The sequence below is a fragment of the Pseudomonas oryziphila genome (assembly GCF_003940825.1).
Classification (GTDB): Bacteria; Pseudomonadota; Gammaproteobacteria; order Pseudomonadales; family Pseudomonadaceae; genus Aquipseudomonas; species Aquipseudomonas sichuanensis.
Window position 1 is genome coordinate 2545675 of record NZ_CP034338.1, and the last position, 22346, is coordinate 2568020.

Annotated in this window: 18 protein-coding genes; 8 read left to right on the forward strand and 10 right to left on the reverse strand. The window is 66.8% G+C overall.

The window, feature by feature from the left end; genetic code table 11:
* Window positions 1-70 precede the first annotated feature (70 nt).
* Genes EJA05_RS11915 through EJA05_RS11925 form a run of 3 tightly spaced genes read left to right on the forward strand, consistent with a single transcriptional unit; the run spans window position 71 to window position 3596 of the window.
* Complete coding sequence (locus EJA05_RS11915) at window positions 71-1246, forward strand: LLM class flavin-dependent oxidoreductase (RefSeq protein WP_125858379.1); 1176 nt, start codon at window positions 71-73, stop codon at window positions 1244-1246.
* Window positions 1247-1249: 3 nt separating this feature from the next.
* Window positions 1250-2074, forward strand: a complete 825-nt coding sequence (locus EJA05_RS11920) for an ABC transporter permease (protein WP_125858380.1) — start codon at window positions 1250-1252, stop codon at window positions 2072-2074.
* Entirely contained in the window at window positions 2067-3596 is a 1530-nt protein-coding gene (locus EJA05_RS11925; RefSeq protein WP_190306058.1) for an ATP-binding cassette domain-containing protein, read from the forward strand. The genes EJA05_RS11920 and EJA05_RS11925 overlap by 8 nt, the downstream gene beginning before the upstream one ends.
* Here EJA05_RS11925 and EJA05_RS11930 read toward each other — a convergent pair.
* From EJA05_RS11930 to EJA05_RS11945, 4 genes are read right to left on the reverse strand one after another with little or no spacing between them, the layout of a single operon-like run.
* Window positions 3568-4524 carry an ABC transporter permease gene (locus EJA05_RS11930; protein ID WP_125858382.1) on the reverse strand — a complete coding sequence of 319 codons (957 nt, stop codon included), beginning with the start codon at window positions 4522-4524 and terminating at the stop codon, window positions 3568-3570. The two genes, EJA05_RS11925 and EJA05_RS11930, sit on opposite strands and share 29 nt — an antisense overlap.
* Entirely contained in the window at window positions 4524-6104 is a 1581-nt protein-coding gene (locus EJA05_RS11935; RefSeq protein WP_125858383.1) for an ABC transporter substrate-binding protein, read from the reverse strand. The genes EJA05_RS11930 and EJA05_RS11935 overlap by 1 nt, the downstream gene beginning before the upstream one ends.
* Window positions 6101-7291 carry an LLM class flavin-dependent oxidoreductase gene (locus EJA05_RS11940; protein WP_125858384.1) on the reverse strand — a complete coding sequence of 397 codons (1191 nt, stop codon included), beginning with the start codon at window positions 7289-7291 and terminating at the stop codon, window positions 6101-6103. The genes EJA05_RS11935 and EJA05_RS11940 overlap by 4 nt, the downstream gene beginning before the upstream one ends.
* Window positions 7288-8367, reverse strand: a complete 1080-nt coding sequence (locus EJA05_RS11945; protein WP_125858385.1) for an ABC transporter substrate-binding protein — start codon at window positions 8365-8367, stop codon at window positions 7288-7290. Before EJA05_RS11945 ends, EJA05_RS11940 begins: the two co-directional genes overlap by 4 nt.
* Before the next feature lie 262 nt (window positions 8368-8629).
* Here EJA05_RS11945 and EJA05_RS11950 point away from each other — a divergent pair, with 262 nt between their 5' ends.
* Window positions 8630-9700 carry a sigma-54 interaction domain-containing protein gene (locus tag EJA05_RS11950; protein WP_125858386.1) on the forward strand — a complete coding sequence of 357 codons (1071 nt, stop codon included), beginning with the start codon at window positions 8630-8632 and terminating at the stop codon, window positions 9698-9700.
* A gap of 55 nt (window positions 9701-9755) precedes the next feature.
* Window positions 9756-10409, forward strand: a complete 654-nt coding sequence (locus EJA05_RS11955; protein WP_125858387.1) for an SMI1/KNR4 family protein — start codon at window positions 9756-9758, stop codon at window positions 10407-10409.
* A 415-nt stretch (window positions 10410-10824) separates the two neighbouring features.
* Here EJA05_RS11955 and soxR read toward each other — a convergent pair whose 3' ends face one another.
* From soxR to EJA05_RS11975, 4 genes are all read right to left on the reverse strand, one after another.
* On the reverse strand, window positions 10825-11274 hold the full coding sequence (gene soxR, locus EJA05_RS11960) for a redox-sensitive transcriptional activator SoxR (protein ID WP_125861302.1): 450 nt from the start codon (window positions 11272-11274) through the stop codon (window positions 10825-10827).
* A 310-nt stretch (window positions 11275-11584) separates the two neighbouring features.
* On the reverse strand, window positions 11585-12964 hold the full coding sequence (locus EJA05_RS11965; RefSeq protein WP_125858388.1) for an APC family permease: 1380 nt from the start codon (window positions 12962-12964) through the stop codon (window positions 11585-11587).
* Window positions 12965-13105: 141 nt separating this feature from the next.
* Window positions 13106-14488: an aspartate aminotransferase family protein gene (locus tag EJA05_RS11970; RefSeq protein WP_125858389.1), complete on the reverse strand. Its 1383-nt coding sequence runs from the start codon at window positions 14486-14488 to the stop codon at window positions 13106-13108.
* Window positions 14489-14695: 207 nt separating this feature from the next.
* Window positions 14696-16069 (reverse strand): MFS transporter, encoded by a 1374-nt coding sequence (locus EJA05_RS11975; protein WP_110995943.1) that lies wholly within the window; start codon window positions 16067-16069, stop codon window positions 14696-14698.
* Between the two features lie 507 nt (window positions 16070-16576).
* Between EJA05_RS11975 and quiC the strand changes: the two genes are divergently transcribed.
* Entirely contained in the window at window positions 16577-18484 is a 1908-nt protein-coding gene (gene quiC, locus EJA05_RS11980) for a 3-dehydroshikimate dehydratase QuiC (protein WP_125858390.1), read from the forward strand.
* 240 nt (window positions 18485-18724) lie between these two features.
* Window positions 18725-19387 carry a TetR/AcrR family transcriptional regulator gene (locus EJA05_RS11985; RefSeq protein WP_110995941.1) on the forward strand — a complete coding sequence of 221 codons (663 nt, stop codon included), beginning with the start codon at window positions 18725-18727 and terminating at the stop codon, window positions 19385-19387.
* A 55-nt stretch (window positions 19388-19442) separates the two neighbouring features.
* Here EJA05_RS11985 and EJA05_RS11990 read toward each other — a convergent pair whose 3' ends face one another.
* Both EJA05_RS11990 and aroQ read right to left on the reverse strand, forming a co-directional pair.
* Complete coding sequence (locus tag EJA05_RS11990; RefSeq protein ID WP_125858391.1) at window positions 19443-20291, reverse strand: shikimate dehydrogenase; 849 nt, start codon at window positions 20289-20291, stop codon at window positions 19443-19445.
* Window positions 20288-20734: a type II 3-dehydroquinate dehydratase gene (gene aroQ, locus EJA05_RS11995; RefSeq protein ID WP_125858392.1), complete on the reverse strand. Its 447-nt coding sequence runs from the start codon at window positions 20732-20734 to the stop codon at window positions 20288-20290. Before aroQ ends, EJA05_RS11990 begins: the two co-directional genes overlap by 4 nt.
* A 346-nt stretch (window positions 20735-21080) precedes the next feature.
* Here aroQ and EJA05_RS12000 point away from each other — a divergent pair, with 346 nt between their 5' ends.
* Window positions 21081-22283, forward strand: coding sequence for a TolC family protein (locus tag EJA05_RS12000; protein WP_125858393.1), 1203 nt, complete (start codon window positions 21081-21083; stop codon window positions 22281-22283).
* The last annotated feature ends 63 nt before the right edge of the window (window positions 22284-22346 follow it).

Sequence of the window (22346 nt, forward strand, 5' to 3'; positions counted from 1 at the left end):
GGGCACACCCCGCCCTGGCACCCGAGCCGTCGCGTGCACCCGACGAACCTCTTTTCAAGGAACAACCCTGATGGCGATCAAACTGCTCTGGTACCTCACCGCCCCCGACGGCCCTTACCCGTGGGAGGCCGAGGGCCGCTGGCGAACCGGCTTCAACCACCTCAAGCAAGTGGCCGTGGCGGCCGACCGCCTGGGCTATTACGGCGCGCTGCTGGGCACCGGGCCCAACGCCAACCTGGTGACGGCGACCTCGCTGATCGACGCCACCGAGCGCCTGCGCTTTCTGGTGGCCCAGTACCCCGGCGAACTCTCGCCCGCGGTGCTGGCCCATTACGCGCTGACGTTTGACAAGTACTCGGGCGGGCGCCTGCTGCTCAACCTGGTCAACGGTAACGATGACGGGCTGGCGTCGCTTGGCGTGCATTTCCCCCACGCCGAGCGCTACCAGTTCAGCCGCGATTACTGGCGTGCGTTCCAGCATGTGTATACCGGCCGTACCGAGGCGTTCGACAGCCCCTACGTCAAGCTTGCCGCCCGTGCGCCCGAGGACGCCGAGCACCCGCTGGGTGGCTGGAACGCCCCACGGCAATTGCCCGGCGTGCCGTTCTGGGGGGCGGGCAGCTCGCCGGCCGGGGTGGCCCATTCGGTGGAGCTGCTGGACGTTTACCTGAGCTTTGCCGACACCCCGCGCAAGCTGGGCGACAAGTTCCGCCGGGTCGCCGCCGAGGCGGCCAAGCTTGGGCGCACCTTGAGCTACGGCACGCGGCTGCAGATCATCGTGCGGGAAACCGAGGCGCAAGCCTGGGCGCATGCCGAGCACCTGCTGCAGCGCACGTCGTTGCAGACCGCGCTGGACTCGGTCGCCAGCCAGTTGCCAGCCGGCGAGTCGTTGCACAGCTACCGCAGCGAAGACCCGCGTGTGCAACGTTGCCTGGAGGCTCTGAAGGCCGGGCGCTTGCCGGCGCTGCGTGACCTGGAGGTGTACCCCAACGTATGGACCGGCCCCAGCCTGTTCGGCTTCGACATCCTGCGCCCGGCGGCGGGCACCTACCTGGTCGGCAGCGCCGAACAGGTCGCCGAGCGCCTGCGCGAGTACCAGGCAGAGGGTGTTTCGGCGTTCATCCTGTCGGGCTTCCCGCTGGTGGACGAGGCGCAGCGGGTGGCCGACCTGCTGTTCCCGCTGCTGGAGCTGGACCACGGTTTCGCCGTGACCCCGCTCAACGGCTCCCATCGCCAGGAGGGCTGAGCCATGCGCCAGGTTGCCCAAGGTTCGGCAAAGCAGCTGTTGCGCCGTGGCCTGTTGTGGTTCGCGGCGATCCTGCTGCTGGCCTTGTGCGGCCCTTGGCTGGCACCCCATGACCTCACCGCCTTGCGCGGCGAGGTGTATGGCCCGGCGCTAGGCGGGGCGCCGCTGGGCTTCGATTACCTGGGCCGCGATGTGCTGTCGCGGGTGCTGGCTGGGGGCCGCTCGCTGGTGCTGATGAGCCTGGCCGCCGCCACCCTGGCCTTGCTGGTGGGCACCGTGCTGGGCCTGCTGGCGGGGTTCAGCCGCGGCTGGGCGGACCGCCTGTTGCAGTGGTTGGCCGACCTGTCGCTGGCCTTTCCGGATTTGATCCTGGTGCTGCTGGTGGTGTCGTTGCTCGGCCGTGAGCCGTGGCTGATCGTGGCGAGCGTGGCGTTCGCCTTCTTGCCGGGCACCTTGCGCCTGGCCAGGAGCAGTGCCCTGGCCCTGGCCGGGCAGGAGTTCGTCGAGGCGGTGCGGCTGCTGGGCGTGCCGCGCTGGCGGATCCTGCTCGGCGAAATCCTGCCGAACATGCTCGGGCCGCTGCTGGTGCACTACGGCAACCTGCTGACCTGGGCGGTCGGCATCCTCTCGGGCTTGAGCTTTCTGGGCTACGGGGTGGCGCCGCCGGCGGCCGACTGGGGCCTGATGATCCAGGAAAACCAGATGGGGCTGCGCCTGCAGCCGTGGCCGGTGCTATTGCCGGTGTTGTTGATCGCTTCGTTTGCCTATGCCTGCGACCTGCTGGCCGAAGGCGTTTCCCGTTGTTTCCAGGAAGGTAGCCATGTCTGAATACCTACTCACTGTCAGCGGCCTGCGGGTGGCCCTGGCCTCGGGGCGCGAGGTGCTCAAGGGGATCTCGTTGAACATTGCCGCCGGGGAGATCGTTGCCCTGGTGGGCGAGTCTGGCGCGGGCAAGTCGACCCTGGCCCTGGCGCTATTGGCCCACGCCAGGCGCGGCGCCAGGGTCAGCGCGGGGCAGGTGCTGGTGGCCGGCCAGGCGCTGCTGGGCTTGCAGGGCGAAGCCCTGCGCCAGGCCCGTGGCGCTCTGGTGGGCTATGTGCCGCAGGACCCGGCCATGGCCCTCAACCCGGCACGGCGCATCGGCAGCCTGCTGCTGGAAACCTTGCGCGCGCATCAGCGCCTGGCGGGCCCCGCCGAGCAGGCGCGGGTGCGCCGGACCCTGGTCGATGTCGGCCTGCCCGATGACGCAGGGTTTTTGCGGCGTTATGCCCATCAGCTTTCGGGCGGCCAGCAACAGCGCCTGCTGCTGGCCTTGGCGTTCGTGCTGCAGCCGCGGCTGATCGTGCTGGACGAGCCGACCACGGCGCTCGATGTGACCACCCAGGCCCATGTGCTCGAGACCTTGCGCGGGCTGTGCCGGCAGCGCGGGGTGGCGGCGCTGTATGTGTCCCACGACCTGGGGCTGGTCGAGGCGCTGGCCGACCGGGTGCTGTTGATGCGTGACGGTGAGTTGCTGGAGAGCGCCACGGCCACGGCGTTCTTCCGCCAGCCCCGCCATGCTTATGGCCAGCAGTTGCTGGCCGCCATGCCGCAACGTTCGACGCGCAGGCCCCGTGCGCCGGGTGCCGACGCGCTGCTGAGCGTGAGCGGGCTGTCGATCCGCCAAGGCGGGCGAGCATTGCTGAGTGCGGCGGCCTTTACCTTGCACGCGGGCGAATGCCTGGCCCTGGTCGGCGCCTCCGGTTGCGGCAAGACCAGCCTGGCCCGGGCGTTGGTCGGCCTGGGTGAGGAGGTGAGCGGGCAGTTGCTGCTGGAGGGTGCGCCGCTGCCCTTGCCCCTGGAAAGGCGCGATGCCCGGCAGCGGCGTGCGGTGCAGTACGTGTTCCAGAATGCCTACCGGGCGCTGAACCCTCGCTTGCGCATTGCCCAGAGCCTGGCCACGCCGCTGCGCCACTGCTTTGGCCTGGCCGGTGCGGCATTGCAGGCGGCCTTGGCCGAGGCGCTGGCCAAGGTGGCGTTGCCGCTGGAGGTGCTGCGCAAGTACCCCGGCGAGTTGTCCGGGGGTGAACGCCAGCGGGTCGCCATCGCCCGCGCCCTGGCGTGCAGGCCGAAAGTGTTGGTGTGCGATGAGATCACCTCGGCGCTGGACGCTGCCACCCAGGTGGCGATCCTCGACCTGCTGCAAGGCTTGCAGGCCGAGGGCCTGGCCGTGCTGTTCGTCACCCATGACCCGCAGGTGGTGCGCAGCCTGGCCAACCGGGTGCTGACCTTCGACGCCGGGCGGCTGCTGGAGCGCCCGGCGGCCCTTGCGCCTGTATTGCTCAACCCGCCGTGCGCAGCCGTGGGGTGAGCAGTACCGTCAGCGCATCGGCCAGCAGATTGACCAGCACCACGAAGGCCGCGACCAGGCTGATGCCGGCCTGGATCAGCGGCACGTCGCGGCGGCGCAAGGCGTCGTTGAGCAGATTGCCCAGCCCCGGGTAGTTGAAGGCGATTTCCACCAGCAACACGCTGCTGAAGAACACGCTGAGCACCAGGGCCATGCCCTGCACCAGCGGCAGCAGGGCATTGGGCAGGGCGTGGCGCAGCAGCAGGCGCCAGGGCGCGATGCCGCGCAGGCGGGCGGCGTCGAGGTAGTCGCTGTTCCAGGCCTCGATCATGGCCGCCCGTTGCAGGCGCACCAGGTAGGGGGCGGCCGACAGCAACAGGGTCAGCGCCGGCAGGGCCAAGTAGCGGGGCTGGGCCCAGGGCGAACGCTCGCTGTCGAGCAGCGACATGGCCGGCAGCCAGGTGAACACGCTGGTGGCCAGCAGCATGATCAACAGCACCGCGACGACGAACACCGGCAGCGACTTGAACAGCGCCAGCAGCGGCAGGCACAGGCGGTCGAGCCGGCCGCCCTGGCGCAGCGCCAGCAGGCTGCCCAGGGCCAGCGCCAGCAGCAGCGCCGGCAGCGCGAAGGCGCCGAGCAGGGCCAGCGAGGCGCCAAGGCGCTCGGCCAGCAGCGGCACCACGGCGACGTGGGAATCCAGCGACTGGCCGAAGTCACCGCGCAGGGCGCTGCCCAGCCAGCCCAGGTATTGGCTGGCCAGGGGCCGGTCCATGCCCAGTTGGTGCCGCAGGGCCTGCACGCTCGAAGCCGGCGCGCCGGGGCCGAGGATCACCCGTGCCGGGTCCGAGGGCAGCAGGCGGATGGCGAGGAACACCAGCAGGCTGATGCTCAGCACCCCCAGCAGGCCGGCGCCCAGGCGCAGCGTGAGCCAGCGCAAGGGCCGCATCAGGCGTGCTCCTTGAGCCACAACTGGTCGAAGCGCCAGGTGGGGAACAGGGTCTTCTCGGCGTGCGCGCCGCCCACCCGGCTGGAGACGCCGTCCAGCAGGTTGGCGTAGCCCCATACCAGCAGGCCGCCGCGCTCGTACTGGATGCGTTGCGCCGCGTGGACCAGCGGGGTGCGTTTGGCAAGGTCCGGCTCGGCCAGGGCCTTGAGGAACAGCTCGGCGAACTGCGGGTCGTTGAAATGAGTCTTGTTGGCCACCGACACCGGCGCGTCGGCGTGCAGGGCGCAGGTGAGGAACGGCGCACCGATGCTGCCGCCAGTGCTGAAGGCCCATTCGGTGTGCTGGGGGCCGTTGAAGGTGGCGCTGTCGACCTGGCGCACCTGGACGTCGACGCCGGCGCGCCTGGCCTGTTCGGCGAACACCAGCGCCGAGGTCACGGCGGCGCCGTCCTGCTCGGCCACCAGTTCGACGCTGAGCTGCTCGTGGCCGGCCTCGCGCAGCAGCGCCCTGGCCTGCGCCACGTCGTGGGGGCGCGGGGCAATGCTGTGGTCGAAGGTCGGGTCGTGGGGCGCGTACAGGTCGTTGGCCACCCGGCCCTGGCCGTTCAGGGCGCGGGCCACCAGCTCTTCGCGGTCGGCCAGCAGGCGGAAGGCCTGGCGCACCCGCACGTCATCGAACGGCGCTTTTTGCGTGTTCATGTCGAAGCTCAGCCAGTTGCTGGTCACCGAGCTGAGGGTGTGCACGTTGGGCACGCCTTGCAACAGGCGCAGGTGCTCGCCGGCCAGGGCGTTGGCCAGGTCGATCTGCCCGGCCTGCAGTGCGGCCAGGCGGGCGTTCTGGTCCTTGAAGTCGATGATCTCCAGCTCGTCGGCGTAGGGCTGGTTGGGCTTGTAGTAGTTCTCGAAGCGGGTGAACAGCGAGCGCTGGCCGGGGGTGAAGCTTTTCAGCTTGTAGGGGCCGGCGCCCACCGGGTTGGTTTGCGGGTGGTAGTCCACCGGCACGATGCCGCCGAAGTTGACCCAGGTTTCCGGCAGCGGCACGAAGCCGGCGCCGTCGACGAAGCGTACGCGGATGGTGCGGTCGTCGAGCTTTTGCAGGTTGTTGCGGTCGATCCAGTGCAACAGCGCGGCGTAGGGCGAGGCCAGTTGCGGGTCGGTGAGGCGGCGCACCGAGAAGATCAGGTCGTCGGCGTCGATGGTCTTGCCGTGGTGGAACTCCAGGCCCTGGCGCAGGCGCAGGGTCCACACCCTGCCGTCGGCGCTGACCTCGGCCTCTTCGGCCAGGGCCAGGCGCGGCAGCATGTTTTCGTCCCACTCCCACAGCTTGCTGTACAGGGCGAAGCCGCGGACGATGCCGCCGCCCGTGGGCTTGTGGGCATCCAGGTCGCCGCCGGGGCCGCCGTCGATGATGCCCAGGCGCAGGCGCCCGCCATGGCGTGGGCCGCTGTCGCCGGTGCTGCTGGTGGCAGGGCGCGGGGCCTGGTCGCAGCCGCCGAGCAGCCCGGCGCCCAGTGCCAGGCCGCCCAGGGCCAGGCTGGCGCCGATGAAGCGACGCCGGCCGAAAGGTGGGCGCTCGATCATGCCGGCACCCCTGGGTTGCTGGCCGCTGCCTGGCGGCCGGCGGGGCGGCGTTGCTGACGGAAGTGCGGCAGGATGTGCTCGCCGATGCGGTAGCTTTCTTCCAGGTGCGGGTAGCCGGCGAGGAAGAACAGGTCGATGCCCACCGCGTGGTACTCGCGGATGCGCGCCACCACGTTCGCGTAGCTGCCCACCAGGGCGATGCCCGGCGGCAGGCCGATGTAGCCGAAGCCCGACCAGACGTTGGGGTGGATGAAGAAGTCATCGAAGGCCACGCCTTCGTGCTTGTCGCCGTATTCGTGCTCGAAGCTCAGCTTGCGCGCCGAGCGCAACCCGGCATGGGCGGCCAGGGCCTTGACCACGCCCTTGGCGATGCCTTCGTCGAAATAGCGCTTGGCTTCGGCGAAGGCTTCCTCGTCGCTGGGGCGGGTGATCACGTCGATCGACAGGCCGAAGCGGATCCCGGAGTTGCCGTGGGCGATGGCGCGCTGGCGCACATCGTCGATCAGGGCGCGGATATCCTCGGGGCGTTCGGCGCGCATCAGGTAGTAATCAGCGTGCCTGGCGGCCAGCTCGCGGGCCGCCTCGGAGGAGCCGGCGGTGCAGATCAGCGGCAGCTCGGCTTTTTTCTGCGGGCCGCGCAGGCCGCCGCCGTCCGCCTGGTAGTAGGTGCCCTGGTAGTGGAACTGCTCGTTGTGCCAGTAGCCCTTGACCACGTCGAGGAATTCGCTGGCGCGGCGGTAGCGGTCGTCGTGGTCGGTGAAGTCGCCGACCTGGCGCTGGATCACCTCCGAGCCGCCGTTGATGATGTTCCACACCAGGCGATTGCCGCTGGCGCGCTGGTAGGTGGCGGCCATCTGCGCGGCGGCGAAGGGCGAGAAGTGGAAGGGCTGGAAGGCGGTGACGAACTTGAGCCTGCGGGTTTCCCGGGCCAGCAGCGAGCACACCGTCCACGGCTCTTCGCCGCCGGGGGCGTTGACCATCAGTACGCCGCCGAAGCCGTTGATTTCGGCGGCGCGGGCGATCTGGCCGAGATAGTCGATGTAGGTGAAGTCGTCGCCCACGGCAAAGTCGGAGACTGCGCCGCCGGCGCTGGGCGCTGCCTGCCAGTCGCCGCGGTTGCGTGGGTCGCCGGGCAGGTGAAGGGTTTCGCCATGCAGCGGCAGGCGGGTGAAGAAGTCGATGCTCATGGGGTAACTCCGGTGGCGTTCTGGGCAGTGTCGAGGGCCGGCCAGGTGTGCTGCAGGTTCTGTTCGAGCAGGGCCTGGCGGGTGAAATGGGTGGCCAGCGCCGGGGCGATGTCGACCTTGGCGCGGACCAGTTTGTTGTCCAGGGCGTACTGGCTCAGGGCGTTGTAGTGGGCCAGCAGCTGGGCGTCGGTTTTCGGTGCCCAGCGTTGCGCCCACGGCACCGGGTCGCCCTGGCTTTCCCGGCGCAGCACGCTTTCTGGGGTGCCGGCGCGCGAGGCGTAGCGGTAGAAGGCGTCGGCGTTCTGTTCCTGGGCGATCCAGCCGGCGGCGCGCACCCAGGCGTTGGCGACCAGCTGGGTGAGGTCGGCGTGGTCGTTGACGAAGCGGTCGGTGGCCCACAGGTCGGAGACCAGGCGCCAGTCGTTGCTGCCTTGCTTGGTCGACCAGATCACCTTGGCCACCTGCTTGTCTTCGAGCAGGTAGCTTTCGCTGAGCAGCACGGCGGCATCGACCTTGCCGGCGGACACGGCGGCGGCGCCCACCTGGGGGTTGAGGTTGCTGATCTTGAAGTCGGCCAGGCTCAGGCCCTTGCTGGCGAGGAACTGGCTGAAGGCGAACTCCCAGGGGCGGCCACGGTGCAGGGCCAGGCGTTTGCCCTTGAGGTCTTCGACAGTGGTGGCGCTGGAGTGGGCCGGCACCACCAGGTAGACGTTGTCGCCGTTGCCGCCGGGCACCACCAGCTTGCCCGGCACGCCGCCGGCCAGGGCGATCACCGAGGGCAGGTCGCCGCGCACGGCGAAGTCCAGGCTGCCGTTGGCGAAGCCTTCGTTGATCTGCGGGCCGGCGTTGGCGTGGGGCAGGGCTTGCCATTGCAGCTCGGCGCCGCGCTCGCGCAGGGCCTGTTGCAGCCAGCCTTCTTCCACGACCCGCCCGGCGATGCCGCCGAACACCGGCTGGCCGCCTTGGGTGAAAGAAACGATGGCGATCCTGACCGGCACCAGCGGCTCGGCCTGGAGGGGTAAGGCGCAGATCAGTGAGGCGAGGGCGAGCAGGCCGTTACGGTAGAAAGTGAGCATGGGCGCGATCCTTGGACGAGTGCGATGCCAAGGCGTCGGCAAGATGCATGCCAGCGGTTTTTCGCCGGTTTTAGTGGGCTGCAGGCGGCAGGGCTGCTGGTTCGGGGGCAGCTGTTGCTGCTGTACTGCTGCTGGAGCAGCAGTGGGTTGGTAATGAATAAAAAGGAATATGCAAAGACGAATTTATAATTATTTGGCCTAACAGGGTTTGGGGCATGATGTGCCATGGCACGCTCATCGCCGCCGTTGTAAGGAAACGATCATGACCCAGCTGACCCACCCACACGCCCGTGAACTGACCAAGTCGGTACGCGCCACCGTGCTGGTTTTCAAGGACCCGCGCTCCCAGGAGTTGCTTAGCCGCATCGAGCGGCTGGCGCCCAGTGAGGCCAATGCGTTGATCATTGGCGAAACCGGTACCGGCAAGGAGCTGGTCGCTCGCCATGTGCATCACCTGAGCCGGCGCAGCCAGGCGCCGTTCGTGGCGGTGAACTGCGGCGCCTTCCCCGAGACCCTGGTGGAAAGCGAGCTGTTCGGCCACGAAAAAGGCGCCTTTACCGGCGCCACCAGCAGCAAGGCTGGCTGGTTCGAGGCGGCCAACGGCGGCACCCTGTTCCTCGATGAGATCGGTGACTTGCCGCTGGGCATGCAGGTCAAGCTGCTGCGGGTGTTGCAGGAGCGCGAAGTGGTGCGCCTGGGGTCACGCACGCCGATCCCGATCAATGTGCGGCTGGTGGCCGCGACCAACGTCAACCTGGCCGACGCGGTGGTGGCCGGGCACTTTCGCGAAGACCTGTTCTACCGCCTGCACGTGGCGACCATCCGCCTGCCGCCGCTGCGCGAGCGGCCAGGGGACATCCTGCCGCTGGCCGAGTTCTTCCTTGAGGAGCACTGCCAGCGCTTGGGCTACCAGCGTGCGTGCCTGAGCGAGGAGGCCGAGCGCAAGCTGCTCACCCACCCGTGGCCGGGCAATATCCGCGAGCTGGAAAACGCCCTGCACCATGCGCTGCTGGTGTGCCGCCACCAGCGCGTGCAGCCGAGCGACCTGAACCTGGCCGACCTGCGGCCCAACTTGCCGGCAGCGGCCGCCGCCGGCTACGCCGCGCCCTTGGAGGTGAGCCTGGAGGCAGCGCTCAATGCACTGTACGAACAGAACCTGGACAACCTGTACGAGCACATCGAGGCCACCATCTTCCGCACGGCCTACCGCTATTGCCACGGCAACCAGTTGCAGACCGGGCGGTTGCTCAACATCAGCCGCAATATCGTGCGTGCGCGGCTGGAGTTGATCGGCGAGCTGAAGCCTTCAGCCCAGGCGGCCGGCCAGGGGTGAGGCGCTGTGCCTGGTCCTGCTCTATGCTCAAGCCTTCGTCCATAGGGGGTTTGTGATGAAAGCAGTATTAGAGCGACTGGATACGTGGTTGGAAACCAACCTGGACGAAGTACATGCAGACCTGGCGCCAGGCTGCTCGGAGGCCGCGTTGGCCGAGTTCGAAGAGCTGGTTGGGCAGCACTTTCCTGAGAGCTTGAAAGCACTCTACCGGTGGCATGACGGGCAAAAAGGCGAGGCGAGCACTGGGCCGTTCTTTGGACTGACTTTCCTGTCTTTGGCGGAGGCCCTTAAACACTGGGCGTCGTGGAAGGACCTGGTCGAGGAGTGGTCTGACGAAGATATGGCGGCGGCCAGTGACTTCTGCAGCTCGGTACCACCGGGTGCCATCAAGCCGCTCTATGCCAACCGTTACTGGATTCCGTTTGCCTACGACTATGGCGGCAATCACCTGGGGGTGGACCTGGACCCTGCAGAGCAGGGCAGCGTGGGGCAGGTCATCAATTTTGGCCGCGATGAAGAAGAGAAATTCGTGGTGGCCAGTTCATTGGAGGCCTTTGTGGCGTGGCTGGTCGAGCAATTCGAGACTGGCAATGTGGCGATCAGGGTGGAGGATGATGGGGCGCGCAGCCTGAATACCAAGGTGCCGGAGCTGCATCACTTTTTGGATTCGGTGCAGGTTTTGTTTGCTGAGCAGCGGCCGGGGGGGTGAGGGTGGATTCCAGGTGCCTGCCTTGCAATCGCATGTGGGCCACTAGGTGCTCGCCGGTGTTTTTGTAGCGCCCTCAAGATCGAGCGCCGCCCGCGCGGCGCTTCGCGGGTAAACCCGCTCCCACAGTTTGTTTCGGGCCAATTATTCCTGTGAAAGTACCGGCGCCTGCCTTGGTGCATGCCTTGAGTCATGTGGGGCGGCGGCAACGCCCACGCTGAAACCGCGTCGTACCAACAAGGCGGACCAGGTGATGGCACAGGAGAGACTGGCCCGAAACAGACTGTGGGAGCGGGTTTACCCGCGAAGCGCCGCGCGGGCGGCGCTCGATCTCATAGGCGCTGCAAAAACACCGCCGAGCACCTGGTGGCCTCGATGCAATCTCCTGAAGGACACCAAGCGGCCTTGTGCCTCGCCATCAAGGCTCGCCAGCCGAGTGGCCACCCTTCTCGAGAATCCTCGGCCCCGCACCTTCCTGCCCCAACACATCCCCCGGGTTGCGCAATGGACAATCCTCCAGCGACAGGCAACCGCAACCAATGCAATTGTCGAGGCTGTCGCGCAGGGCCTCCAGCGTGCGAATACGCGCGTTCAGGTCCTCCCTCCAGGCCGATGACATCTCCCCCCACTGGGCGGCGGTGAGCTTGCTGTTGGGGGCGTAGCGGCCCAGGGCACGCTTGATTTCCTCAAGGGGAATGCCTGTGCGCTGGGCCACCTTGATGATCGCGATGGTGCGCAGCACCAGTGCCGGGAAGCGCCGCTGGTTGCCCGCCGTGCGGGTGCTGGCGATCAGCCCCTTGGCCTCGTAGAAATGCAGCGTGGACACCGGTACGCCGCTGCGTCGGGTGACTTCACCCACGCTAAGCATCCGTGTGCTGTCGCTGGTTTTTTTCACTGCCACGGCTATTGGCCTCAAGTTAAGTTGAGCTCTTATAGTCCCGTCAGATCGTTCCCGCAATCGTTTCCCCGGAGGATCGCAGCCATGGTGCGCTGGCCGGTGCACACACCCACCGTAGCTATTGGCATAAGCAGCGCGCTCGGGATCGTAAGTTGATAGTCGATTCTGGCGGTGTTGCTCGATCAGATGGCTACTCGAAGCTTGAAGCATCGACGCTTACTGCCATAAAACAAAAAAGGAGCACAAATGTGCTCCTCTCTGTTTTCCCTCACTCAACCCCTCAATCCGCCATCTGCAACGCCGGCAACTTGACCCGGAACGCCTTGGTAATCCCCAGCAAACACAGGAACCCCAACGCCATCCAGCTCAAGCCGATCATGAACGACATGCTCGACAGGCTGGTCCACAACCAGATGGTGGTCAAAAAGCCCAGCGCCGGAATCGCGCCATACAGCAGCCAGTTGCGGCCCCCGCGCAGTTTCTGGTCCACCAGGTAATGCTTGACCACCGCCAGGTTCACCGCCGAGAAGGCGAACAGCGCGCCGAAGCTGATCATGTTGGCGACGGTGTCGAGGGTGATGAACAGGGCAATCAGCGACAGCAGGCTGACCAGCATGATCGCGGTGGCGGGCACGCGCTTTTTGGTCACCAGGCGGCCGAACACCTTCGGCAGTGCGCCGTCGCGGCCCATGGCAAACAGCACCCGCGACACACTGGCCTGGGACACCATCGCCGAGGCGAAGCAGCCGGCGACGTAAGTGGCGGTGAAGGCGGTGACCATCAGCTCGCCGCCCACCCGGCGCATCACGTCCAGCGAGGCGGAGTCCGGGTCTTTGAAGATGGCCCACTCGGGGAACACCATCTGCGCACACCACGACACGATCAAGAACAGCAGGCCGCCGAACAGGGTCACCGCCATGATCGCCAGGGGGATGCGGAACTTGGGGTTGGCGGTTTCCTCGGCCATGGTCGACACCGCGTCGAAGCCCAGGAACGACAGGCACAGCACCGCCGCGCCGGTCATGATCAGCGGCATGTTGAAGCCTTCGTGGTGGAACGGCTTGAGCAGCGAAACCGGCTCGGCCTGGGCGCCCATGTTATGGATCGACAAGCCGACGAAGACCACGATGAACACCAGTTGGGCCACCACCAGCACGCAGTTGACCCGGGTGATGGATTCGATGCCGATCAGGTTGAGGAAGGTCACCAGGGCGATGGAGCCGAGCACCCACACCCAGGCGTGCACGGCGGGGAAGTACTCCGCCATGTAGATGCCGATCAGCAGGTAGCTGAGCAACGGTAGGAAGATGTAGTCGAGCAGCAAGGTCCAGCCGGCCATGAAGCCGAAGTAGCTGCCGAAGGCCTTGCGGGTGTAGGTGTACACCGAGCCTGAGAACGGATGGGCCTGGACCATGCGGCCGTAGCTGTAGGCGGTCAGCAGCATGGCGGCGAGGGTCAGCAGGTAGGCGGTGGGCAAGTGGCCCTTGGTCATCTGGGTGACCAGGCCGTAGGTGGTGAACACCGCCAGCGGCACCATGTACGCCAGGCCGAACAGCACCAGCGCGGTAAGGCCCATGGTTTGCCGGAAGCGGCCACTTGCGCTGGCCTGCGATGGGGACGGATGGGCGTGAGCATCGGCTGTATTTGTTGTTGTATGCATTGCGAACTCCTGGAAATTGACGACAGGACGCCGCGGTACACGCGGGGCGCGCACCGTCTGGAGAGCTTCACTTGGGGCGGGGGCGGCCGGGGCCGTGCACGCAAGCCGCCCACCCTGGCAGGGGTGGGCGGCGGCTTCAGGTCAGAGCTTGCCGACCAGGCGTGCGGTGCGGTCGACGGCTATGCGGGTCTTTTCCACCAGCTCGTCGAGTTCGCTGCGGGTGGCGATCAGGGCCGGGGCCATGATCATGCGGCCAAGGGTGGAGCGGATGATCACGCCTTCTTCGAAACCGAAGGTGCGGCACTGCCAGGCCAGGTCGTTCTCGTTGGCGAAGCGCTTGCGGCTGGCCTTGTCTTCGGCGAACTGCAGGGCGCCCAGCAGGCCGGTGCCCTGGATGTCGCCGATCAGCGGGTGATCGCTGAAGGTTTCGCGCAGCAGCTGCTGCAGGTAGGGGCCGGTGTCGTCCTTCACCGTGGCGACGATGTTTTCGTCGCGCAGGGCCTTGAGGTTGGCCACCGCCACCGCAGCGGCCACCGGGTGGCCGGAGTAGGTCAGGCCGTGGGCGAACACGCCGCCGCGCTCCACCAGGGCCTCGGCGATGCGCTTGCTCAGCACCAGGCCGCCCATGGGCACGTAGCCGCTGGTCAGGCCCTTGGCGATGGACAGGGTGTCGGGCTGGAAGCCGAAGTATTCGTGGGCGAACCATTCGCCGGTGCGGCCGAAGCCGCCGATGACTTCGTCGGCGCACAGCAGCACGTCGTACTGGCGGCAGATGCGCTGGATTTCCGGCCAGTAGCTCTCGGGCGGGAAGATCATGCCGCCCGCGCCCTGGAACGGCTCGGCGATGAAACCGGCGACGTTCTCGGCGCCCAGTTCGAGAATCTTCTCTTCCAGTTGCAGGGCGCAGCGCTTGCCGAACTCGGCCGGGGTCAGCTCGCCGCCGGCGGCGTACCAGTAGGGCTCGTCGATGTGGGCGATGTCGGGGATCAGCCCGCCCATTTCGTGCATGAACTTCATGCCGCCCAGGGCGGTGGCCGCCAGGGTCGAGCCGTGGTAGCCGTTCCAGCGGCCGATCATGATCTTTTTCTGTGGCTGGCCGACCACCTGCCAGTAACGGCGCACGGTGCGGATCAGCACCTCGTTGGCCTCGGAGCCGGAGTTGGTGTAGATGGCGTGGCTGTAGTGGCCCGGCAGCAGGCTGAACAGCAGCTCGGACAGCTCGATCACCGCCGGGTGGGTGGTGTGGAAGAACATGTTGTAGTAGGCCAGCTGGTCCATCTGCGCAGCGGCGGCGGCGGTCAGGTCCCGGCGGCCATAGCCGAGCTGGGTGCACCACAGGCCAGACATGCCATCGAGGTAGCGGTTGCCGTCGTTGTCCCACAGGTTCAGGCGCTCACCGCGCACCATCACCCGCGGCCCTTCGGCGTTCAGGGCCTTCTGATCCAGGAACGCATGGATGTGGTGGGCGGCGTCGGCTTGTTGGTAGTCCTGGGTCTGGCGTTGCGGTGCGAAGGGAGCATTCATGGCTTTTTCTCTTTCTTGGAAGTCGCGCAAGGGGGATGCAATCGGGGGCAGGTCCTCTGCTTGAACGGGCGCCGGTCCTGGGCCCTGGGGTTGGAGAAATGCTCCCACACCCGCGCAATCGCCGAAATCACCCGTTTTGGTGAGTGGCGCGTCTTCCAAAAGGCATGTGCCAGATAGCAAAAGGGCCGCTGAGCGGCCCTTGGTTGGTTAGTGAGTGAACGCCTTCAAGCTGCCCTTGCGGCTGGCCTCATAGGCTTCGCGCTCCATGGGCTGGGCCTGCGGATTGCCCAGGTCTTCCATGGCCAGGCGGTGCGTCTCCGGCGCGAGGTACGCGGCAAAGGCGCACACGCAGGTGATGAAGAACGCAAGGCCACCGACCACCATTGGGATGTTGTCCGAACCCGGTGGCGCCACCATGGCGAACAGGGCCGGCAGCATGGCGGTGAGCATGGTGCCGATGTTCTGCGCGATGGCCATGGCCGAAACCCGGTAGCGGGTCTGGAACAGCTCTGGGTAGAAGCTTGGGAACACCGCGTTGTAGCCCTGGTAGACCATGCCCCACATGACGATCGAGGCGACGAACGCCAGCGGCACGTTCTGGATGCTGATCGCGTACAGGTAGACGAAGGCCAGCAGGCCTGAGCCCAGGCAACCGGCGATCATGGTCGGGCGGCGGCCGATCTTGTCGGAAAGGTTGCCGACGAAGGGGATCACCAGCACCGCGACGATGTTGCCCACCACCGGGATCCACAGGTACACGCTCTTGTCGAAGCCGATGCCGTAGGCCGGCTGCACCGCGTAGGCCGCGCCGAAGATGGTGGCGACCACCGGGATCACGTTCATCAGGGCCATGAACATCACCAGCACCATGTGCTTCCAGCTGTGGCGGAAGGCTTCGCTGATCGGCGACTTGGCCACCTTGTCCTGTTTTTCTTCCTGGACGAAGGCCGGGGTCTCATGCACTTCTTTGCGGATGATGAAACCGGCGATCAGCACCACGGCGCTCATCAGGAACGGAATGCGCCAGCCCCACTCGTTGAACGCTTCGCTGGGCATGAAGTAGGCCAGCGGCAGGAACACCGCCGCCGCCATCACCTGGCCGGCCTGCACGCCCTGCAGGGTGAAGCTTGCGTAGTAGCCGCGGCGGCCGAAGGGGGCGTGCTCCATGATCATCGAGCTTGCCCCGGAGATCTCGCCGGCCACGGCGAAGCCCTGCACCAGGCGCAGCACCACCAGCAGCGCCGGGGCGAGCAGGCCGATGTCGTGGTAGGTGGGCAGCAGGCCCACGGCCATGGTCGACAGGCCCATCAGGAACATGCACAGCAGCAGCACGTTCTTGCGCCCACGGGTATCACCCCAGTGGCCGAGCACGAAGGCACCCACCGGGCGCGCCAGGTAACCCACGCCATAGGTGGCCAGCGAGGCGATGATGGCCATCTTCGGGTCGGTGTTGGGGAAGAAGATCTGCGGGAAGATCAGCGCCGCGGCCTGGGCATAGATGAAGAAGTCGTAGTACTCGAGGGCAGAGCCGATCCATCCGCTGGCGGTGGCTTTCTTGGCTTGGGAACTTGAGTGGGCCATGTTGTCTCCGTTGTTCTTGTCAGGGGCCGGTGGTCAGCGCGCGCGGGGCACGGCAACGGGGCTATGGGGAGAAGACGAACGAGGCGATGCGGGTCGCAGGGCGAGGAAGCTGTGCATAGGTCGGTACCCGTTTTATTGAACTTATTATGTGGTGACGTTGGGCTGTACAGCGCAGGTTCCGCCGAACGACCGGCGTGGCAGCAAGAAAGGCCGACGGGCCTGCGACTGGTGATCATGGTTGTTCACGGGGCGGGGTGAATCAATTCGTCGAAACGGGTTTTGTTCGGTAATCGAACAAAAACTAACTGTTTCGTACAAAGTGCATTGCCGGGGCGACTTTACCTGCGAATAATCGATCGTGCCAACGGTTGTTGCAGCGCCGGCCTCATCGCTGGCAAGCCAGCTCCCACAGGGGCTGCGCTGGCCTGAAGTTGTGCGAGCCGGCTTGCCGGCGACGAGGCCGGCACAAGCAACCGCATCACCCGCCAATAACAAGGAACACCCGCCATGCAGCGTTCGATCGCCACCGTGTCCCTCAGCGGCACCCTGCCAGAGAAACTCGAAGCCATCGCCGCCGCGGGCTTCGACGGCGTCGAGATCTTCGAAAACGACCTGCTGTATTACGCCGGCAGCCCCCGCGAGATCCGCCAGATGTGCGCCGATCTGGGGCTGGCCATCACCCTGTTCCAGCCGTTTCGCGACTTCGAGGGCTGCCGGCGCGAGCGCCTGCACAAGAACCTCGACCGCGCCGAGCGCAAGTTCGACCTGATGCAGGAGCTGGGCACCGACCTAGTGCTGGTGTGCAGCAACGTGCAGCCCGATGCCCTGGGCGATGAGCAACTGCTGGTGGACGACCTGCGCCTGCTCGCCGAGCACGCAGGCCGTCGTGGCCTGCGCATCGGCTACGAGGCGCTGGCCTGGGGCCGCCACGTCAACACCTACCAGCAGGTGTGGAACCTGGTGCGCCAGGCCGACCACGCGGCGCTGGGGGTGATCCTCGACAGTTTCCACACCCTGTCGCTCAAGGGTGACCCGAGCGCCATCCGCGATATCCCGGGCGACAAGATCTTCTTCGTGCAGATGGCCGATGCGCCGATCCTGGCCATGGACGTGCTGGAGTGGAGCCGGCATTTCCGTTGCTTCCCGGGGCAGGGCGAGATGGACCTGGCCGGTTTCCTCGCGCCGATCCTGGCCACGGGTTACCGCGGGCCGTTGTCGCTGGAGGTGTTCAACGACGGCTTCCGCGCCGCGCCCCCTCGGCAGAATGCCGCCGATGGCCTGCGCTCGCTGTTGTACCTGGAAGAGAAAACTCGCCTGCAGCTGGAACGCGAGGCCCGGGCCGTGGAGCCGAGCGTGCTGTTTGCGCCGCCTGCCGCCAGCGCCTACGACGGCGTGGAGTTTCTTGAGTTCGCAGTCGACGAGGCCGTCGGCGCGCGCCTGGGCGTGTGGCTCAAGCGCCTGGGCTTCGCCGAGGCCGGCGCGCACCGCAGCAAGGCCGTGCGCCTGCTGCGCCAGGGCGATATCAACATCGTGCTCAACGCCGAACCCTATTCGTTTGCCCACAATTTCTTCGAGGCCCACGGCCCATCACTGTGCGCCACCGCCTTGCGGGTGAAGGACGGCCCGGCGGCGCTGCAGCGCGCCACCGCCTACCGCGGCCAGCCGTTCCGTGGCTTGGTCGGCCCCAACGAGCGGGAGATCCCAGCCGTGCGCGCGCCTGATGGCAGCCTGCTGTACCTGGTCGAGCCCGAAGGCGCAGGCCAGAGCATCTACGACACCGACTTCCGCCTGGAGCAGGGCGCCAGCGCCAGCGGCGGCTTGCAGCGCATCGACCATATGGCCCTGGCGCTGCCCGCCGAGGCGCTGGACAGCTGGGTGCTGTTCTACAAGAGCGTGTTCGATTTCACCGCCGACGACGAGGTGGTGCTGCCCGACCCCTACGGCCTGGTCAAGAGCCGCGCCCTGCGCAGCCACTGCGGCACCTTGCGGGTGCCGCTGAACATCTCCGAGAACCGCAATACCGCCATTGCCCATGCCCTGAACAGCTATCGCGGTTCGGGCGTGCACCATATTGCCTTCGACTGCGACGACATCTTCCGCGAAGTGGCACGGGCCAAGGAGGCAGGGGTGCCGTTGCTGGAGATCCCGCTGAACTACTACGACGACCTGGCGGCGCGCTTCGATTTCGACGATGAGTTCTTGAGTGAGCTGGCCTACTACAACGTGCTGTACGACCGCGATGCCCAGGGCGGCGAGCTGTTCCACGTGTACACCGAGCCGTTCGAAGGGCGGTTCTTCTTCGAGATCCTGCAGCGCAAGGGTGGCTATGCCGGATACGGCGCGGCCAACGTGGCGGTGCGCCTGGCCGCGATGGCCAAGGCGCGTAGCGGGGCAGGGCGTAAACCGGTGCTGTGAAATTCATCGGTGGTCTGAACGGGCCTCATCGCTGGCAAGCCAGCTCCCACAGGTAAGTCGTTGGTCTTGAAGGTCGCGCAAATCTGTGGGAGCCGGCTTGCCGGCGATGAGGCCAGTACAGGTGCATCACAAGCCTGTTCGTTGATGGCAAACCTGACCACCCGACCAACAGCGCGCTTCCCTGCGCCGCCCGGCTCACGGATAATCCTGCGGATTCCTACAATGAGCCTGTGAGTCGGTATGAGTGATTCGGTAGTCCAGCCAGAAGCCGAAGGGGTGCGCAAAACCCGCAAGAACAACCCGGAGAAGACCCGCGAGAACATTCTCCAGGCCGCCATCACCGAGTTCGTCCAGCAGGGCCTGGCCGGCGCGCGGGTGGACGCCATCGCCGAGCGCACCGCCACCTCCAAGCGCATGATCTACTACTACTTCGGCAGCAAGGAGCAGCTGTACGTCGAGTGCCTGGTCAAGCTCTACGGCGATATCCGCAAGACCGAGCACAGCCTCGACCTCGAATCACTGGCCCCCGAGCAGGCGATTCAGCGCCTGGTGGAGTTCACCTTCGACCACCATGCCAACAACGTCGATTTCGTGCGCATCGTCTGCACCGAGAACATTCACTACGGCGAGTACGTCAAGCAGTCGCCGGTGATCCGCGAGATGAGCAGCATGGTGCTTGATGCACTGGGCAAGATCCTCGCCCGTGGCGAGCGCGAAGGCGTGTTCCGCCCGGGGATCGAGGTGATCGACCTGCACATGCTGATGAGTTCGTTCTGCTTCTACCGGGTGTCCAACCGCCACACCTTTGGCGATATCTTCCAGATCGACCTGTCGGACGAGCAGGTCAAGCAGCGCCACAAGCAGGTGATCTGCGAGGCGGTGATGCGTTACATCAAGGCTTGAACCACGGCCTCTGTAGGAGCGGCACAAGGCCGCTCCTACAGGGGCGGCGTCTTCCTCAGTCAAAACTGGCGAAATGCGCCTGCATGCGCTCGGCATCGGCGGTGCGCCCGCTGAACAGCTCGAACGCCTTCACCGCCTGGAACACCGCCATGGTGCCGCCATCCAGCGTGCGGCAGCCCAAGGCCCGGGCATGGCGCAGCAGTTCGGTCTCCAACGGGAAATAGATGATCTCCGCCACCCACAGCCGGGCATGCAACAGCGCTGCCGGCAGGGGCATGCCCGGCAGCTTGGTCATGCCCACCGGCGTGGTGTTGACCAGGCCATCGGCCTCGGCCACTGCGCCGGCCAAGTCGCTGCCGAGCATTGCGCGGCCGACACCGAAGTGCTGGGTAAGATTGTCCACCAGCGCCTGGCCACGGGCCGCGTCCACCTCGAACAGCACCAGCCGCTCGACCCCTTCGGCCAGCAGCGCATGGGCCACCGCCGAGCCCGCACCACCGGCGCCCAGTTGCACCACCTGACGCCTGGCCACGTCCGGCAAGCCACGCCGCAGGCCTTCGGCGAAGCCCAGGCAGTCGGTGTTGTGGCCGACCCGTTTGCCGCCACGCAGTACCACGGTGTTCACCGCGCCGATACCCCGCGCCTCATCCGACAGTTCGTCGAGCAAGGGCAGGATCGCCTGCTTGAACGGGAAGGTGATGTTCAGCCCGGTGAAACCGGTGCGCTCGGCCGCATCGAGCAGTTGCGCCAGGGCGCTGTCGTCCACGCCCAGTTGGTCGGCGTCGATCAGCCGGTACAGGTAGCGCAACGCCTGGGCATCGCCTTCGTGCTCATGCAGCGCCGGGGTGCGCGAGGCCTGGATGCCACGGCCGATCAGGCCGGCGAGGATGCCTGGAGTGCTCATGCCTGCTCCTTGAAGTGCTCGGCGAAGTACGCCAGGGCCATCTCGTAGCCTTGGCTGCCGAGCCCACAGATCACGCCGACGGCGATGCTGGAGACGAACGACAGGTGACGGAAGGGTTCGCGCTTGTGCACGTTGGACAGGTGCACTTCGATCACCGGCAGCTCGCTGGCGATCAGCGCGTCGCGGATGGCGACCGAGGTGTGGGTCCAGGCGGCGGGGTTGATCAGGATGCCGTGGCAGCGGCCACGGGCGGCGTGGATCCAGTCGAGCAGTTCGCCTTCGTGGTTGGTCTGGCGAAATTCCAGCTCCAGGCCCAGTTCAGCGGCACTGGTGGCGCACAGGTTGGCCAGGTCGGCGAGGGTTTCGTGGCCGTACTGGGCCGGTTCGCGGGTGCCCAGCAGGTTGAGGTTGGGGCCGTTGAGCACGAGGATTCGGGGTGTCATGGCGGGGTATCGCTTTGTTGTTTTTGGATGTCGTGAGTTTTGTACTACCCGGTTAGTTTCGTCAAATGGTCGGCCTGGAAAATGGGCGATTATCGGACTGGGGGAGGGCTGGCATGGGTTCGCCGGTGTTTTTGCGGCGCCTATGAGATCGAGCGCCGCCCGCGCGGCGCTCGATCTTGAGAGCGCTGCATGGCTGTCGCCCTACACCTGGTGGCCCGCACACGATCCAGGCCAGGCCCATGCCGAAATTACAAAATTGTAATCCTCACGCCACCGCCCCGATAACCAGCCCTCCCTACAGTCCCTCGCCAACGCATTCCGCCGCGCGTCGACGAGGACCCAAGCCGTGCCCATCCCCCGCAAGATCGCCTTGCTCTGCCTGTTGCTGGCCGGCCCCGCCAGCGCCCAGGGCCTGAGCCTGGACCAGGCGCTCGCCGCCGCCTTCGCCGAAAACCCCGAACTCGCCGCCGCCGGCCGCGAGATCGGCATTGCCGAGGGCGAGCGCCGCCAGGCCGGGCTGATCCCCAACCCCGAGCTGTCCTGGGAGGTCGAGGACACCCGCCGCGATACCAGCACCACCACCGTCACCCTCAGCCAACCGCTGGAACTGGGCGGCAAGCGCGGTGCGCGCATCGACCTGGCCGAGGCCGGCCAGGCGGTCGCCCAACTGGAACTGGAGCGCCAGCGCAACGGCCTGCGCGCCGATGTGATCCAGGCCTTCCACGCCGCCCTGCGCGCACAGACCGCGCTGGAGCTGGCGCAGCAGTCCCAGGCCCTGACCGAGCGCGGTCTGCGGGTGGTGCAAGGGCGGGTCAAGGCCGGCCAGTCGTCACCGGTCGAGGCGACCCGCGCCCAGGTGCAGCTGGCCCAGGCCGAGGCGGCGGTGCGCCGTGCCCGTACCCAGCGCAGCGTGGCCTGGCAGGCCCTGGCGCGGCTGACCGGCAGCGCCCAGGCCGGCTTCGACAGCCTCGACGGCAGCAACCTGTCACCTGGCCCGGCACCCCAGGCCGAGCAGTTGCTGGGCAAGGTCGAGCAAACCGCCGACTGGCGCCTGGCCGCGGCGCAGATCGAGCGTGGCGAGGCCAGCCTGGGCTCGGAGAAGGCCAAGCGCATCCCCGACCTGACCGTCAGCGTCGGCAGCCAGTACAGCCGCGAGGACCGTGAGCGAGTCAATGTAGTGGGGCTGTCGATGCCGCTGCCGCTGTTCGACCGCAACCAGGGCAACGTGCTGGCCGCTTCGCGCCGCGCCGATCAGGCCCGCGACCTGCGCAATGCCGTGGAGTTGCGCCTGCGCAGCGATACCCGCAGTGCCCTCGACCAGTGGGCCACGGCCATGGGCGAGGTGCAGGCCTATGACCGCACCATCCTGCCGGCGGCGCAGCAGGCGGTGGACACCGCGACCCGCGGCTTCGAAATGGGCAAGTTCGCGTTCCTCGATGTGCTCGATGCCCAACGCACCTTGATCGAGGCGCGTGGGATGTACCTCGAGGCGCTGGCCTCGGCCACCGATGCCCGGGCGCAGGTGGAACGCATCTACGGCGAGCTCTGAGCCGCAGCCCATCGCGGGGCAAGCCCGCTCCCACGAGTCTTGGCTTTGCCCTTGTGGGAGCGG

Coding starts and splice junctions, on each gene's coding strand:
- EJA05_RS11915 (WP_125858379.1), top strand. CDS start 71: ATGGCGATCAAACTGCTCTGGTACCTCACCGCCCCCGACGGCCCTTAC.
- EJA05_RS11920 (WP_125858380.1), top strand. CDS start 1,250: ATGCGCCAGGTTGCCCAAGGTTCGGCAAAGCAGCTGTTGCGCCGTGGC.
- EJA05_RS11925 (WP_190306058.1), top strand. CDS start 2,067: ATGTCTGAATACCTACTCACTGTCAGCGGCCTGCGGGTGGCCCTGGCC.
- EJA05_RS11930 (WP_125858382.1), bottom strand. CDS start 4,524: ATGCGGCCCTTGCGCTGGCTCACGCTGCGCCTGGGCGCCGGCCTGCTG.
- EJA05_RS11935 (WP_125858383.1), bottom strand. CDS start 6,104: ATGATCGAGCGCCCACCTTTCGGCCGGCGTCGCTTCATCGGCGCCAGC.
- EJA05_RS11940 (WP_125858384.1), bottom strand. CDS start 7,291: ATGAGCATCGACTTCTTCACCCGCCTGCCGCTGCATGGCGAAACCCTT.
- EJA05_RS11945 (WP_125858385.1), bottom strand. CDS start 8,367: ATGCTCACTTTCTACCGTAACGGCCTGCTCGCCCTCGCCTCACTGATC.
- EJA05_RS11950 (WP_125858386.1), top strand. CDS start 8,630: ATGACCCAGCTGACCCACCCACACGCCCGTGAACTGACCAAGTCGGTA.
- EJA05_RS11955 (WP_125858387.1), top strand. CDS start 9,756: ATGAAAGCAGTATTAGAGCGACTGGATACGTGGTTGGAAACCAACCTG.
- soxR (WP_125861302.1), bottom strand. CDS start 11,274: ATGCTTAGCGTGGGTGAAGTCACCCGACGCAGCGGCGTACCGGTGTCC.
- EJA05_RS11965 (WP_125858388.1), bottom strand. CDS start 12,964: ATGCATACAACAACAAATACAGCCGATGCTCACGCCCATCCGTCCCCA.
- EJA05_RS11970 (WP_125858389.1), bottom strand. CDS start 14,488: ATGAATGCTCCCTTCGCACCGCAACGCCAGACCCAGGACTACCAACAA.
- EJA05_RS11975 (WP_110995943.1), bottom strand. CDS start 16,069: ATGGCCCACTCAAGTTCCCAAGCCAAGAAAGCCACCGCCAGCGGATGG.
- quiC (WP_125858390.1), top strand. CDS start 16,577: ATGCAGCGTTCGATCGCCACCGTGTCCCTCAGCGGCACCCTGCCAGAG.
- EJA05_RS11985 (WP_110995941.1), top strand. CDS start 18,725: ATGAGTGATTCGGTAGTCCAGCCAGAAGCCGAAGGGGTGCGCAAAACC.
- EJA05_RS11990 (WP_125858391.1), bottom strand. CDS start 20,291: ATGAGCACTCCAGGCATCCTCGCCGGCCTGATCGGCCGTGGCATCCAG.
- aroQ (WP_125858392.1), bottom strand. CDS start 20,734: ATGACACCCCGAATCCTCGTGCTCAACGGCCCCAACCTCAACCTGCTG.